Source organism: Hominiventricola sp. (assembly GCF_057604405.1).
This window is the reverse complement of the sequence record NZ_DBLYVB010000007.1, coordinates 1-14570: the sequence shown is the minus strand read 5'-3', so window position 1 is coordinate 14570 and position 14570 is coordinate 1. Positions and strand designations below refer to the sequence as shown.

The following is a 14570-nucleotide window of genomic DNA, read 5'->3' as shown; positions in this document are numbered from 1 at the left end:
ATGAACAGTGAATTAAAGATGGCGTTGGAGACTCTGGAAAAGGAGAAGGATATCAGCAAGGAAGTCATGCTGGAAGCCATTGAGAATTCTTTGATTACAGCCTGCAAAGGACATTTTGGTAAGGATACGGATAATTTCCGTGTGGAGATCGACAGAGAGACTTATGATTTCCATGTATATGTAGATAAGATCGTTGTAGAGCAGGTTGAGAACGATGTAACAGAGATCAGCCTTGCAGATGCAAAACTGAAAAACAGCAAATATGAGCTGGGCGATACCGTCAGCGAGGAAGTAAAATCCAAAGAATTCGGACGTATCACCACACAGAATGCAAGAAATGTCATTCTGCAGAAGATCCGTGAGGAAGAACGTAATGTGCTGTTTGATCAGTACTATGCAAAAGAAAAAGATGTAGTAACCGGTGTGGTACAGCGTTATATTGGCAAAAATGTCAGTGTTAACCTGGGCAAAGTCGATGCCATTCTGAATGAAAATGAGATGGTAAAGGGTGAAGTATATACCCCAACCGAACGTATCAAAGTATATATTCTGGAAGTGAAAAATAACAAAGGACCGAGAATCCTCGTATCCAGAACCCATCCGGAGCTGGTAAAACGCCTCTTTGAGTCTGAGGTTACTGAGGTAAGAGACGGTATTGTTGAGATCAAGAGCATTGCCCGTGAGGCAGGTTCCAGAACCAAGATCGCCGTATGGTCCAACGATCCGAATGTAGATCCGGTAGGAGCATGCGTTGGTATGAACGGTGCCAGAGTCAATTCCATCGTCAACGAGTTAAGAGGCGAGAAGATTGATATCATTAACTGGAATGAGAACCCGGCACTGCTTATTGAGAATGCATTAAGCCCGGCAAAAGTAGTCGTTGTACTGGCAGATCCGGAAGAGAAGACTGCCAAGGTAGTCGTACCGGATTATCAGCTGTCTCTGGCCATTGGTAAAGAAGGACAGAACGCACGTCTGGCAGCAAGACTGACCGGATTCAAGATCGATATCAAGAGCGAGAGCCAGGCAAATGCCATCGAAGGTTTCTATGAAGGCTTCTATGATGAGGACGAGGATGAGGACGACAGCCAGGATGAGGCTGCATACGAAGAGTCTGAGGACAGCGCAGAAGCAACTGAAGCAGAGGAGTAAAAAGATTTGAGTACAGTCAGGAAAGTCCCGATGCGGCAGTGTATCGGATGTCAGGAAATGAAAAGCAAAAAAGAGATGATGCGCGTTCTGCGGACGACAGAGAATGAGATCGTTCTGGATACGACCGGCAGAAAGAACGGACGGGGAGCCTATCTGTGCAAAAATCCGGAGTGTTTTCGGAAAGCCGTAAAGTCCCACGGACTGGAGCGGTCTTTGAAGACGACGATCCCAAAGGAAGTCTACGAGCATCTTGAGAAGGAGATGGAAGGACTTGCAGAAGAATAAGGTGCTGACCTACTTAGGTCTTGCAACGAGAGCTGGAAAGACGGTAAGCGGGGAATTTTCCGTGGAAAAATCCCTGAAACAAAGAAAAGCAAGACTGGTAGTTGTGTCAGAGGAAGCCTCTGAAAATACGAAAAAGAAATTCCGTAATATGTGTGAGTACCGGAAGACCCCCCTGTATTTCTTTGGAACAGGAGAAGAACTGGGACGCGCATGCGGAAAAGAATTCCGGATCGTGACAGCCGTGGAGGACGAAGGTCTGGCGAAAGCGGCCATCAGCCATCTGGAACAGGAGTAGGTGTGGAGGCAGTAATATGGCAAATAAAATTCGAGTGTATGAGCTCGCGAAGGAACTGAACAAAACAAGTAAGGAAGTGATGTCCTTACTGGCAGAGAAAAATATTGAGGTGACAACACATATGGCAACATTGGAAGATAATCAGGCAGACATGGTCCGCGCACAGGCAGGTCAGGCAAAGCAGGAAACTCCGAAGACCGGGGATACTCCCAAGGCTTCTGAAGATGCAAAACCGAAAAAAAAGAAATTTATTGTAGTACACAATCCGGAGAACAGCCGTGATAGAAAGAGTCCGGAGAGAAGACCGGCACAGCCGAAGACACAGGCAGCCAAACCGGTACAGAAACCGGTACAGAAACCGGCAGCAGCTCCGAAGGCAGAAGCAAAATCGGCGGCAAAACCTGAAGTAAAAGCAGAAGCCAAACCGGCAGCAACTCCGAAGGCAGCTGAAACAAGAACAGAAAACAGAATGGAGGGACGTCCTGCAGGAAGACCGCAGGGAGACCGCCAGGGATATAACCGCGGAGACAGACCGCAGGGAGACCGCCAGGGATATAACCGTGGGGACAGACCGCAGGGAGACCGCCAGGGATATAACCGCGGAGACAGACCGCAGGGAGACCGCCAGGGATATAACCGCGGAGACAGACCGCAGGGAGACCGCCAGGGATATAACCGTGGAGACAGACCGCAGGGAGACCGCCAGGGATATAACCGTGGGGACAGACCGCAGGGAGATCGCCAGGGATATAACCGTGGGGACAGACCGCAGGGCGGTGGATACAACCGTGGAGGAGACAGACCGCAGGGCGGTGGATACAACCGCGGAGGAGATAGACCGCAGGGCGGAGGATTTAACCGTGGAGGCCAGGGAGGCGGACGTGACGGACGTGGCGGCCAGAACGGACGCGGCGGAATCGGACGTCAGATGAACAAAGCATTTGATACGCCGGTAGAGACCAAGCCGGAAAACAGACGTTACGATAACCGTAACCATCAGAAACAGGAGAAACAGTATAAGGATGAGGATATCAGTAAGCTGAAAAATCGTCCGGGCCGTTTCATCAAACCGGCTCCGCAGCCTGTTGAACAGAAGAAAGAGAGCACGGAACCGAAGAAGCTTCCGCTTCCTGAGATGATCAGCATTTCTGATCTGGCAGAACGTATGAAGATTCAGCCGTCTGCAATCATTAAGAAGCTGTTCCTGGAAGGCAAGATGCTGACCGTGAATTCTGAGCTGGATTTCGAAGCAGCAGGTGAGATTGCACTGGAATACAATTTTGATCCGGAACCGGAAGTAAAAGAGGATGTTATCGGAAAACTTCTGGAGGATGTGGAAGATCCGGAGGATACCCTTGTACAGAGACCGCCGGTTGTATGTGTTATGGGTCACGTAGACCATGGTAAAACTTCCCTTCTGGATGCGATTCGCCATACCAACGTAACAGATCGCGAGGCAGGTGGTATTACCCAGCATATCGGTGCTTACACCGTAACCATCAAAGATCGTAAGATCACATTTTTGGATACTCCGGGACATGAGGCATTTACCGCCATGCGTATGCGTGGAGCAAACTCCACTGATATCGCCATTCTGGTAGTTGCTGCAGATGATGGTGTAAAACCGCAGACAGTAGAGGCAATTAATCATGCAAAGGCAGCTGGCGTAGAAGTGATCGTTGCCATCAACAAGATCGATAAACCGGGTGCAAACGTTGATCGTGTAAAACAGGAGCTGACCGAATATGGTCTTATCTCCGAGGATTGGGGCGGAAGCACTATCTGTGTTCCGGTATCTGCAAAATCCAGAGAAGGTATTGAGGATCTTCTGGAAATGGTACTTCTGACTGCAGATGTTCTGGAATTGAAAGCAAACCCGAAACGTCAGGCGAGAGGTCTTGTTATTGAGGCAGAGCTTGACAAAGGAAAGGGACCGGTTGCTACCGTTCTGGTACAGAAAGGTACCCTGCATGTAGGTGATTTCATTGCGGCAGGCGCTTCCTATGGTAAAGTACGTGCCATGATGGATGATAAAGGACGCAGAGTCAAGGAAGCAGGCCCGTCCACGCCGGTAGAGATTCTTGGTCTTAATGACGTACCGATGGCAGGCGAAATCTTCGTATCTCCGGAGAGTGATAAAGAGGCAAGAACTTTCGCAGAGACCTTCATCAAAGAGAGTCGTGAGAAGATGCTGGAGGACACCAAGCTTAAGATGTCTCTGGATGATCTGTATTCCCAGATCCAGACAGGTAACTTAAAAGAGTTGAATCTGATCATCAAAGCAGACGTTGCCGGAAGTGTAGAGGCTGTAAAACAGTCCCTGCTGAAACTTTCCAACGAGGAAGTCGTAGTAAAATGCATCCATGGAGCCGTTGGTGCTATCAACGAATCCGACGTTATTCTGGCAAGTGCATCCAGCGCGATCATCATTGGCTTTAATACCAGAATTGATCCGGCTGCAAAAGATACCGCAGAGCGTGAGAAGGTAGACGTTCGTCTCTACAGAGTCATTTACGATGCGATCGCAGATGTGGAGCGTGCCATGAAGGGTATGCTGGATCCGATCTTCGAGGAGAAAGTCATCGGACACGCGGAGATCCGTCAGATCTTCAAGGCATCCGGCGTCGGCAATATCGCAGGTTCTTATGTGCTTGACGGTATGTTCCAGCGTGGCTGCAAGGTTCGTATTACCCGTGAGGGCAAACAGATCTATGAAGGAGAGCTGGCTTCCCTGAAGCGTTTCAAAGATGATGTAAAAGAAGTAAAGGCCGGTTTCGAGTGCGGTCTTGTATTTGATAAATTCAATGATATCCAGGAACTGGATGTGGTTGAAGCCTATACAATGGTAGAGGTGCCGAGATAGAATGAGAAAAAACAGTATTAAAAATACCAGGATCAATGGAGAGGTACAGAAAGTTCTCTCCGAGATCATCCGGGGTGAGATTAAGGATCCGCGTATCAGTCCGCTGACATCGGTTGTATCCGTATCAGTGGCACCGGATCTGAAGACCTGCAAGGCATTTATCAGTGTTCTTGGAAATGAAGAGGCACAGGTAAATACCATGGCAGGATTAAAGAGTGCAGTAGGTTATGTGCGCCGTCAGCTGGCAAAGGAACTGAATCTTCGGAATACTCCGGAGATCACGTTCGTGCTGGATCAGTCCATTGAGTATGGAGTGAATATGTCCAAAATCATTGATGATGTGGTACGTAAAGACGGAGCGAGTGAAGAGAAAGACGGGGAATAAGTATGCAGCTGCAGAAAGAACTGGAAGGCGTTACTACAGTGGCCATTGCCGGTCATATTCGGCCGGATGGTGACAGCGTTGGCGCCTGCATCGGATTATGGACTTATATCAATGATAACTATCCACAGGTGGAAGCGGATATGTGGCTGGAAAAGCCGGATGAGAAGTTTTCCATGATCAAAGGATTTTCAGAGCTTCGTGAGCCGGACGGGGAGGAGCGGGAATATGACCTGTTTATCGCCGTGGACTGTGCGGCACTGGATCGCCTGGGAAAAGCACAGCCGGCTTTTGAAAAAGCCGGAAAAACCCTTTGTATTGACCATCATGTGAGCAACAAAGGCTATGCCCTGACGAATATCATTGACGGAGACGCAAGCTCCGCCTGCGAAGTAATCTGCAGAATGCTGGATATGGAAAAAATTTCCAGGGACGCAGCGTCTGCCCTGTACATGGGAATTGCCCATGACACAGGAGTGTTCCAGTACAGCTGCACTTCACCGGATACCATGCGGCTGGCTGCCGCTCTGATGGAGAAGCAGATTCCGTATACGGATATTTTAGAGGAAACTTTCTATAAGAAAACATATCGGCAGAACCAGGTACTTGGAAAAGCACTGCTGGAGAGTATGCGTCTATTAGATGGCAAATGCATTGTCAGCGTCATGCGGCAGAAGGATATGGATTTCTTTGGAGTAACCACCACAGATCTGGATGGCATTGTCAGTCAGATGAAGCAGACGGAGGGGGTAGAGGTAGCAATTTTCCTCTATGAAATTGATTATATGGAATATAAAGTATCCCTCCGCTCTGAAAAGATTGTGGATGTCAGTAAAGTGGCTTCTTATTTTGGCGGTGGCGGACACATCCGGGCTGCAGGAGTGACCATGAAGGGAACCTTCCACGATATTGTAAATAATTTAACCTTACACATCGAGCGGCAGCTTGAAGGGCAGGAAGATTAGTGATTAACGGAGTTATTAATATTTACAAGGAACGCGGCTTTACATCCCATGATGTGGTGGCAAAGCTGCGTGGTATTTTAAAACAGAAAAAAATCGGACATACAGGGACGCTGGATCCGGATGCGGAGGGCGTCCTTCCTGTGTGTCTGGGAAAAGGAACCAGACTCTGCGATATGCTGACGGACCATAGCAAGGTTTATGAGGCGGTGCTGCTGCTGGGACAGTCCACGGACACCCAGGATGTATCAGGAACCGTATTGCAGGAGGCACTGGTGGATGTTTCAGAAGAGAAAGTCCGGGAGGCAATTATGAGCTTTGTGGGGCCTTATGACCAGGTTCCGCCCATGTATTCCGCACTGAAGGTGAACGGACAGAAACTCTGCGATCTGGCGAGAGCCGGAAAAGAGGTGGAGCGGAAAGCCCGCCCGGTGGAGATCTACGAGATTCAGATTGAGGAGATTTATCTTCCGAGAGTAAGGATGACCGTGTCCTGTTCTAAGGGAACCTATATCAGAACTTTGTGTCATGATATCGGAGAGAAACTTAAGTGCCATGGCTGTATGGAAAGCCTTCTGAGAACCAGAGTAGGACAGTTCCACCTGAAAGACAGTCTGACGCTGGCACAGGTGGAAACCTACCGGGATGAGAACCGGGTTCCTGAGATTGTAATGCCTGTCGATCAGGTATTTTCTGACTGTCCGGCACTGAAGCTTACGAAAGAGGCGGCAAAGCTTGGATATAACGGAAATCCCTTTTCCTCCACACAGGCGTTGACAGAACATGGCCTGACGGTGGATAAGTCATTGGAAATCTCTCTGGACGGTGGAAAATGGTTCCGTGTATATGACCCGGAGGGAGTATTTATTGGAGTCTATGCTTATGACAGCAAAAGAGAGCAGTTCCGTCCGGAAAAAATGTTTTACGAGAAGTGAAAAGAAACAGTATGAAGTATGTGACAGGTGAAATTGGATATACCATGGACAGACCTTCTGCAGTCAGTCTGGGAAAATTTGACGGGCTCCATCGCGGACACCGGAAACTTCTGGATGAGGTGCAAAAGCAGAAGAAAAACGGACTTGCATCGGTGATTTTTACCTTTACGCAGAATCCGACAAGGGTGCTGTCGGGATTATCCGCCCAGAATATTATTACAAATGAAGAACGCCGTGCTATGTTGGAGGAGGAAGGCATCGACTGCCTGGTGGAATGCCCCTTTGTACCGGAACTTGCCCATATGGAACCGGAACGTTTTGTGGAAAAGATTCTGGTAGAGCAGTTAAAAGCCGCCTTTATTGCAGTAGGGACGGATTTCCATTTTGGTTATCAGCGAAGAGGGGATTATGAACTTCTGCTGAAACTGGGAGACAGGTATGGGTTTCAAGTGGAAGTGGTGGAAAAAGCACAGAGCCATGGCCGGGATATCAGCAGCACCTATATAAGGGAGGCGCTGCATGAGGGAAATATTCCATTGGCCAATGAACTGCTGGGATATCCTTATTATGTGACAGGAGAAGTGCTTCATGGCCGGCAGATCGGCCGGACCCTGGGGCTTCCGACGACGAATCTTCTTCCACCCCAGGTGAAACTGCTTCCGCCCAATGGGGTCTATCTTACCAGAACCATTCCCATGGATGGAGAAGAGTGGGAGTATTACGGAATCACCAATATCGGGTACAAGCCAACGGTAGGGGCCACGGAGCAGAAAGGGGTAGAGACATACCTTTTTGATTACAACGGAGACCTCTATGGAAGAAAGCTTCGGGTGGAATTTCTGGAGTTTGAGCGCCCGGAACAGAAGTTTGGATCCCTGGAAATGTTGAAAAGCAGGATTTTATCTGATGTAAACTGGGGAAAAAGCAAAATAAAACAAAAGAACCCCTTGTAAGTTTTATGAAATTCATGTAAAGTATTAGTAAAGCGTATGTTAAACAACATACGCTTTTGTTTTGTCATAAAATGGACGAATGAGGTAGAGAAAAAATGGAGTTGAGTGTAATTGTGACACTGATGGGCGGGCTCGGCCTCTTCCTTCTGGGTATGCATCAGATGGGAGATGGTATGGAGAAGGCGGCCGGAGCCAGAATGCGTAATATTCTGGAAGCGGTAACTTCCAACCGGGTTATGGGAACACTGGTCGGAATTCTGTTCTGCGCGGTGATCCAGTCATCCAGTGCGACGACAGTTATGGTCGTCAGTTTCGTAAATGCCGGCATGATGAACCTGTATCAGGCAGCCGGTGTTATTTTTGGAGCAAATATCGGTACAACGGTCACGTCACAGCTGGTATCCTTTAATTTATCAGCTTATGCGCCGGTCATCCTCTTTGTAGGAGTGCTGATGACGCAGTTTGTGAAGAATGACCGGATTAAGAAGATTGGTGAAGTCATCCTTGGATTCGGAGTTCTGTTCATGGGACTGGACATTATGTCCGGCAGCATGTCCAATATGAAGGATTCTCCGCTGGTGGCAGAGTTCTTAAGCAGCCTGACCAATCCGTTCCTGGGAGTGCTCCTTGGTACGGTCATCACGGCCATTATTCAGAGTTCTTCTGTAACCGTCAGTATCCTTCTTCTGATGGCACAGCAGGGTCTGATGGAGCTTCCGATCTGCTTCTATATCATTCTGGGATGTAATATCGGTGCCTGTATGTCCGCACTGCTGGCGTCTCTGAATGGAAATAAAAATGCAAAGAGAGCAGCGTTGATTCACCTGTTCTTTAATATCATCGGAACTATTATTATTTTCCTGATCCTGACATTTGCAGGTGATCTGGTGCTGCATCTCTTACAGACCATCTCCGGACCGGAACCGGGAAGATGTGTAGCAAATGCCCATACGTTATTCAAGATCAGTCAGGTTATCATGCTGCTTCCATTTACAAAAGGAATTGTAAAACTGACTTATCTGGCAGTACCGGGAGAAGACGAGAATGCCGATGTGGAGTGCGAGCTTCTCTATATAGGAAAGAAAACCGTATTTTCTCCGACTACCGCAGTCATCGAGGCTGTCAGAGAACTGGAGCATATGGGTAAACTTGCTTATGAGAACCTGAATCGTGGTCTGGATGCATTAATTACATTAAATGAGGATGAGATCAATAAGATCTATGAAGTAGAGAAACAGATTAACTTCATGAACCATGCGATCACCAATTATCTGGTAAAGATCAGTCAGATGACTCTTCCTATCGACGACAGTAAGAGTATCGGTGCCCTGTTCCATGTAGTCAATGATATTGAACGTATTGGTGACCATGCAGAGAACCTGGCTGATTCCGCCCAGACCCGTATCAAAGAGCAGATTGCTTTCAGTGATACGGCGCTGGAAGAGTTAAGAGAGATGGGTTCCAGAGTGAACACCATTCTCAAATATGCCATGGACATGTTTGCCAACAATACCAGAGAGCATCTTCATGATATCATGACTCTGGAGGACAGCATTGATGAGATGGAGCGCGAACTTCAGAAACATCATATCGAGCGTCTGACGAAAAATGAATGCTCCGCAGCAGCAGGTATGGTATTTTCCGATACCATTTCCGGCTTCGAGCGTGTGGCTGACCACGCAACCAATATTGCATACTCCATGCTGGAGACCCCGCCGGAGGATGAAGAAGAATCTGACGGAACCAAGAAATAATTGCATAAAGATTTTCACGACACCTGCGGGTTAAAACCTGCAGGTGTTTTTTGATGGTGTTTTGCAAAACAACCAGACAGTCGAAAATGACAGGCTGTGAGCGGAACCGCTCGCGCTAAGTCCTCGATCCAGCGGTACTAACATTCGAACGTCGCTGCTTGCTCGTTCTCATGAAGTACCGGGACTGCGGACGTTCCTTTCACAGGCTATCATTTCCTCCTGCTGGTTGCTTTCAACATATACAACCTGAATATTTTTATCATATATTTGAAACCGGGTTGACAGTTCTGACCTTCCGTGATATAACAAAATCAACAGGACACCCCAGGGGGGTGTATGAGACAAGAGAAAGGATGACATCACGGATGAAACAGAAATATAATGTGACTGGCATGAGCTGCAGTGCGTGCAGCGCTCATGTGGAAAAAGCGGTGAGTAAAGTGCCGGGAGTGAACAGTGTACAGGTAAATTTACTGCAGAACTCCATGGTGGTAGACTATGATGAAGCTGCGACGAATGATCAGACGATCATTCATGCAGTGGAAGAAGGTGGATACGGTGCTTCTGTAAAAGGAGAGGAAAAGGCAGAAGAACCCAATGCGGTGCAGAAGAAGGCCGAGGAGGAAGCGCGGAAGATGAAGACCCGTCTGGGACTTTCTATTGGCTTTCTGGCGGTTCTCATGTATATTTCCATGGGACATATGTTAGGATGGCCCCTCCCGGGAATTCTGCTGGGACATGAGAACATGATGATCATGGCGTTGACCCAGCTGTTCCTGACACTGCCGGTGATGTATCTGAACCGGAAATATTATGAAAATGGTTTCCGTTCCCTGTTCCACGGCGCTCCGAATATGGATACACTGGTAGCTATGGGATCCACGGCAGCTGCAGGTTATAGTGTGAGCCGGTTGTTTGTCATGGGTTATGCCCTGGGCCGCGGTGATATGGATATGGCTCATATGGCAGGCATGAATCTGTATTTTGAAGCGGCAGCCATGATCCTGACGCTGGTTACCATTGGAAAATATATGGAAAGCCGTTCCAAGAGCCACACTTCCGATGCCATTACCAAACTCATCGGTCTGGCACCAAAGACAGCACTGGTCTTACGGGATGGACAGGAAGTGGAGATTCCGGTAGAGCAGGTACAGGTCGGTGAGACTGTTATTGTAAAACCTGGACAGAGTATTCCGGTAGATGGCATCCTCACAGAGGGAACCGGAACCGTGGACGAATCTGCCATCACTGGTGAGAGCATTCCGGTGGAGAAGAAGAAAGGCGACCGGGTGACTGGCGCGACCGTGAACCGTGCAGGTTATTTCCAGATGAAAGCAGACCGCATCGGTGAGGATACTACTCTTTCCCAGATTATTCGTCTGGTAGAAGAGGCAGGCGGGTCCAAAGCCCCCATTGCCAAGCTGGCAGATAGAGTCAGCGGTGTATTTGTACCGGTAGTTATTACCATTGCCCTGATTACCATTGTTGTATGGCTGCTTCTGGGACAGAGTTTCAGCTTTGCACTGGCATCCGGTATTGCCGTACTTGTTATTTCCTGTCCATGTGCACTGGGACTGGCAACACCGACAGCCATCATGGTAGGAACCGGAAGAGGAGCCGAGCAGGGCATCCTCATCAAATCCGGCGAGAGTCTGGAGACCGCACATCTGGTAGATACAGTAGTACTTGATAAGACCGGAACCATCACGGCAGGTCATCCGGAAGTGACGGATGTGGTACTGGCAGAGGGTGGAAATGCAAAAGAACTTCTGAAGCTGGCCGCTTCTCTGGAGCAGGCTTCTGAGCATCCTCTGGCAGAGGCAATTGTGGAAAAAGCGGAAAAAGAACAGATTTCTTTGGCGAAAGCGGCAGATTTTAAGGCTGTAGAAGGACAGGGAGTTCTGGGAACCGTAGAAGGAAAGACCGTACTGGCCGGCAACCTTCGTATGATGCAGGCACAGAATATTGCAACAGAAGGACTGGAAGTAAAAGCGGAAGAACTGGCAGACCGGGGACGTACCGTTCTCTATATTGCAGCAGAGAAGAAGATCTTAGGTCTGTTGGCGGTTGCCGATACGGTGAAGAAGACCAGTGCCCAGGCCATCCGGGAGATGCAGAAGATGGGACTTTCCGTTGTGATGCTGACCGGTGACCATGAGAAAACGGCAAAAGCCATTCAGAGAGAGCTTGGCATTGAGCGTGTGGTAGCAGAAGTGCTTCCGCAGGATAAGGAAAAAGAAGTCAGAAGGCTGCAGGCAGAGGGCCACAAAGTTGCCATGGTAGGCGATGGTATCAATGACGCACCGGCACTGGCAAGAGCTGATGTGGGGATTGCCATCGGAGCAGGAACCGATGTAGCCATTGAATCCGCAGACATTGTATTGATGAAGAGTGATCTTCTGGATGCGGTATCTGCTATTCAGTTAAGCCGTGCAGTGATTAAAAATATTAAGGAGAATCTGTTCTGGGCATTCTGTTATAATGCCATCGGTATTCCGCTGGCAGCAGGTGTCTTCTATCAGTGGCTTGGCTGGCAGTTAAGTCCCATGTTCGGAAGTGCGGCCATGAGTTTCAGCTCTGTATTTGTAGTTACCAATGCACTTCGTTTGAAAGGTTTCAAGCCTTCCTATAGAAAAGGAAAGCAGGAGATAGAGCCGGAAGAACTGCACATTGCGGCAGCAGAATCGGTACCAGAAAAAAAGGAGAAGAAAGAAATGAAAAAGAAAATCAGTATTGAGGGCATGATGTGCGGACACTGCACAGGAAGAGTAGACAAAGCGCTGAACGGTCTTAATGGCGTGGAAGCACAGGTAAGCCTGGAAGACAAAGCAGCTTACGTGACACTGACCGGGGAGGTGTCTGACGAACTTCTGAGAAAGACCGTAGAGGATGCAGGTTATGAAGTAACCGGAATCACTCAGGAGTAAACATATGCAGGCAGATCACAAAAAGATAGAACGGCTGTTGAAAACTGCCAGAGGCCAGATCGACGGCATTCTCCGTATGGTGGAAGAGGATCGTTACTGCATGGATATTTCCGCGCAGGTAACTGCAACCGATGCTATTTTGCGGAAAGTCAATAACGAGATCATCCGGGCACATATGAAGGGCTGTGTGAAGGCAGCCATCCTTGAAGGTGCCGGTGATGAGAAGATTGACGAGCTCATGAATGTAGTTGATAAAATCACCAAATAAAACGGGGCATTGACAAACTCCCGTAAATGTTATAAGATTGTATTCGAAATGTAACAATTTTGTAATATTTACGGGAGTTTATATGTTAAAAATTTTGAATAAAACCATTACAAAAAGTGTCGGCGTTGTGCTGGCAGGTATCATGACAATTGCGGCTGTTCCAATGAATGCAGAGGCATCCGGCGCTCTGGGCATCAGTACTCAGGTCGGTATTTCCGGTGAACTGGCGCAGGCAGAGAGTTCTGAAGCAGTGGAAAGCGCAGTCAATCAGGCAGTGCTCAATGCATTTCATCTGGATGGCTATTCCAATCTGGGAATTGTAAATGTTAATGAAGGCAAAGTAAATATCCGTGAGAGTGCTTCTACCGATGGAAAGATCGTAGGAAAGATCGGAAATAACGCAGGCTGCGATATTCTGGATGAGGATGGAGAATGGATTCATGTGAAATCCGGAAAAGTTGAAGGTTATATCAAATCTGACTACGTACTGACCGGAAGCGACGCACTGAACAAGGCATCTTCCCTGTTAAAGAAAGTGGCAGATGTAAATACGGAAGGTCTGAAAGTAAGAACTGAGCCGAGTACCGAGAGCGAGGTTCTGGATATTGTAGGAAGCGACCAGAGCTTTGATGTTCTGGATGAGCTGGACGAGTGGGTAAAGATCGACCTGGATGGTGACGAAGGTTATCTTTACAAAGATTATGTCAATGTAGGCGCTAAGCTGGAAGAGGCACTGAGTATTTCCGAGCTGATGTATGGCTCCGGTGTATCGGATGTGCGAGTGGCACTGACCAACTTTGCAAAGCAGTATATAGGAAATCCCTATGTATGGGGCGGAACCAGCCTGACCAAAGGTGCTGACTGTTCCGGATTTGTTCTTTCCGTATTCCGCAATTATGGAATCAGCCTGCCGCACTCTTCCCGTGCACAGGCCAACTGCGGAACCAAGATCAGCCTTTCTGATCTGAAACCGGGAGACCTGATCTTCTACGGAAACCGTTCCGGTATCAACCACGTAGCCATCTACGCAGGCGGCGGGCAGGTGGTACATGCCAGCAACCCGAGAGTCGGCATTACCGTATCTAATGTATATTACAGAAGCCCTGTAAAAGCAGTGAGAGTAATCAAAGATTAATAAGAAATGTTACAGGCCCGGAAAATGGAGAAATCTGTTTTCCGGGCTTCTTCTATATAGAAATGACACCGGAACTGCGGACGTTTCCCGCGTAAAAGTCGGTGATTTCTGTGTTGCATGGCAATTTGCCGGAAGCTTTTGGCGCATAACTGCGCAAAAATATGATAGGTTGGGCATATAGAAAAACTACAGATGAAAACACCCGAAATCTTCCGAAAAAGCATGACTTCATCATAAATTTTCCGGAGAAAAAGCAGTGAATGGGCAGAGGAGAAGTCAGAAGCTTTCTGACACCCATGAATGAAAGAATTGTTGGGTGTCAGGGGAAAGCTTGCGGATATATGCCCAATTTGTTTTTAGGGCTTGTAAAAAGTTTTGCAAAAAAGTGTGAAAAAGCTGTTGACAATTGTCATATAGTTTGGTAATATATCTGAGCTGGCTGTGAGAACGGCTGGTACACATGAACTGAGAGTTTGAAAATAATAAACTAAACTTGAAAAAAGTTAAAAAAGTTGTTGACAAACAAATGTGAATGTGATAACATATCAGAGTTTCTGCTGAGGCAACGAGATAAACAATGAACCTTGATAATTAAATAGTGCTTTAAAGATCTTCGAAAATTCTTTTTGAAAATTTTTAAACGAACAGCTTTAACTTAT

Annotated in this window: 12 protein-coding genes; all 12 read left to right on the top strand. The window is 47.8% G+C overall.

All coding sequences use genetic code 11. The annotated features are described in order from the left end of the window. The 12 genes from nusA to ACZMB2_RS06180 all read left to right on the top strand — a co-directional run bounded on the left by nusA (position 1) and on the right by ACZMB2_RS06180 (position 13911). Positions 1-1152, top strand: a complete 1152-nt coding sequence (gene nusA, locus ACZMB2_RS06235) for a transcription termination factor NusA (RefSeq protein ID WP_487596013.1) — start codon at positions 1-3, stop codon at positions 1150-1152. Positions 1153-1182: 30 nt separating this feature from the next. After that, the gene (rnpM, locus tag ACZMB2_RS06230) at positions 1183-1437 is read left to right on the top strand and encodes an RNase P modulator RnpM (protein ID WP_487596099.1); all 255 of its coding nucleotides are present in this window, start codon (positions 1183-1185) and stop codon (positions 1435-1437) included. Continuing rightward, a complete protein-coding gene (locus tag ACZMB2_RS06225; protein ID WP_487596012.1) occupies positions 1424-1732 on the top strand; it encodes a L7Ae/L30e/S12e/Gadd45 family ribosomal protein in 309 nt (102 codons plus the stop codon). Before rnpM ends, ACZMB2_RS06225 begins: the two co-directional genes overlap by 14 nt. A gap of 16 nt (positions 1733-1748) precedes the next feature. Further along, complete coding sequence (gene infB / locus ACZMB2_RS06220) at positions 1749-4595, top strand: translation initiation factor IF-2 (RefSeq protein ID WP_487596011.1); 2847 nt, start codon at positions 1749-1751, stop codon at positions 4593-4595. A 1-nt stretch (position 4596) separates the two neighbouring features. Beyond that, positions 4597-4980 (top strand): 30S ribosome-binding factor RbfA, encoded by a 384-nt coding sequence (rbfA, locus tag ACZMB2_RS06215; protein WP_487596010.1) that lies wholly within the window; start codon positions 4597-4599, stop codon positions 4978-4980. A gap of 2 nt (positions 4981-4982) precedes the next feature. Then, positions 4983-5942, top strand: coding sequence for a DHH family phosphoesterase (locus ACZMB2_RS06210; protein ID WP_487596009.1), 960 nt, complete (start codon positions 4983-4985; stop codon positions 5940-5942). Continuing rightward, positions 5942-6874, top strand: a complete 933-nt coding sequence (truB, locus tag ACZMB2_RS06205; RefSeq protein ID WP_487596008.1) for a tRNA pseudouridine(55) synthase TruB — start codon at positions 5942-5944, stop codon at positions 6872-6874. Before ACZMB2_RS06210 ends, truB begins: the two co-directional genes overlap by 1 nt. 11 nt (positions 6875-6885) lie before the next feature. Further along, a complete protein-coding gene (locus ACZMB2_RS06200) occupies positions 6886-7827 on the top strand; it encodes a bifunctional riboflavin kinase/FAD synthetase (protein WP_487596007.1) in 942 nt (313 codons plus the stop codon). A 95-nt stretch (positions 7828-7922) separates the two neighbouring features. Continuing rightward, a complete protein-coding gene (locus tag ACZMB2_RS06195; protein ID WP_487596006.1) occupies positions 7923-9581 on the top strand; it encodes a Na/Pi cotransporter family protein in 1659 nt (552 codons plus the stop codon). A 365-nt stretch (positions 9582-9946) separates the two neighbouring features. Next, positions 9947-12508, top strand: a complete 2562-nt coding sequence (locus ACZMB2_RS06190) for a heavy metal translocating P-type ATPase (protein WP_487596005.1) — start codon at positions 9947-9949, stop codon at positions 12506-12508. A 4-nt stretch (positions 12509-12512) separates the two neighbouring features. Further along, positions 12513-12776: a metal-sensing transcriptional repressor gene (locus tag ACZMB2_RS06185; RefSeq protein WP_487596004.1), complete on the top strand. Its 264-nt coding sequence runs from the start codon at positions 12513-12515 to the stop codon at positions 12774-12776. An 82-nt stretch (positions 12777-12858) separates the two neighbouring features. Continuing rightward, a complete protein-coding gene (locus ACZMB2_RS06180; RefSeq protein ID WP_487596003.1) occupies positions 12859-13911 on the top strand; it encodes a C40 family peptidase in 1053 nt (350 codons plus the stop codon). The last annotated feature ends 659 nt before the right edge of the window (positions 13912-14570 follow it).

What these genes read in the sequence shown, in the direction of transcription:
- ACZMB2_RS06185 (WP_487596004.1), top strand. Translation starts at nt 12,513, where the DNA reads ATGCAGGCAGATCACAAAAAGATAGAACGGCTGTTGAAAACTGCCAGA.
- rbfA (WP_487596010.1), top strand. Translation starts at nt 4,597, where the DNA reads ATGAGAAAAAACAGTATTAAAAATACCAGGATCAATGGAGAGGTACAG.
- ACZMB2_RS06180 (WP_487596003.1), top strand. Translation starts at nt 12,859, where the DNA reads ATGTTAAAAATTTTGAATAAAACCATTACAAAAAGTGTCGGCGTTGTG.
- ACZMB2_RS06190 (WP_487596005.1), top strand. Translation starts at nt 9,947, where the DNA reads ATGAAACAGAAATATAATGTGACTGGCATGAGCTGCAGTGCGTGCAGC.
- infB (WP_487596011.1), top strand. Translation starts at nt 1,749, where the DNA reads ATGGCAAATAAAATTCGAGTGTATGAGCTCGCGAAGGAACTGAACAAA.
- ACZMB2_RS06195 (WP_487596006.1), top strand. Translation starts at nt 7,923, where the DNA reads ATGGAGTTGAGTGTAATTGTGACACTGATGGGCGGGCTCGGCCTCTTC.
- ACZMB2_RS06210 (WP_487596009.1), top strand. Translation starts at nt 4,983, where the DNA reads ATGCAGCTGCAGAAAGAACTGGAAGGCGTTACTACAGTGGCCATTGCC.
- ACZMB2_RS06200 (WP_487596007.1), top strand. Translation starts at nt 6,886, where the DNA reads ATGAAGTATGTGACAGGTGAAATTGGATATACCATGGACAGACCTTCT.
- rnpM (WP_487596099.1), top strand. Translation starts at nt 1,183, where the DNA reads ATGCGGCAGTGTATCGGATGTCAGGAAATGAAAAGCAAAAAAGAGATG.
- nusA (WP_487596013.1), top strand. Translation starts at nt 1, where the DNA reads ATGAACAGTGAATTAAAGATGGCGTTGGAGACTCTGGAAAAGGAGAAG.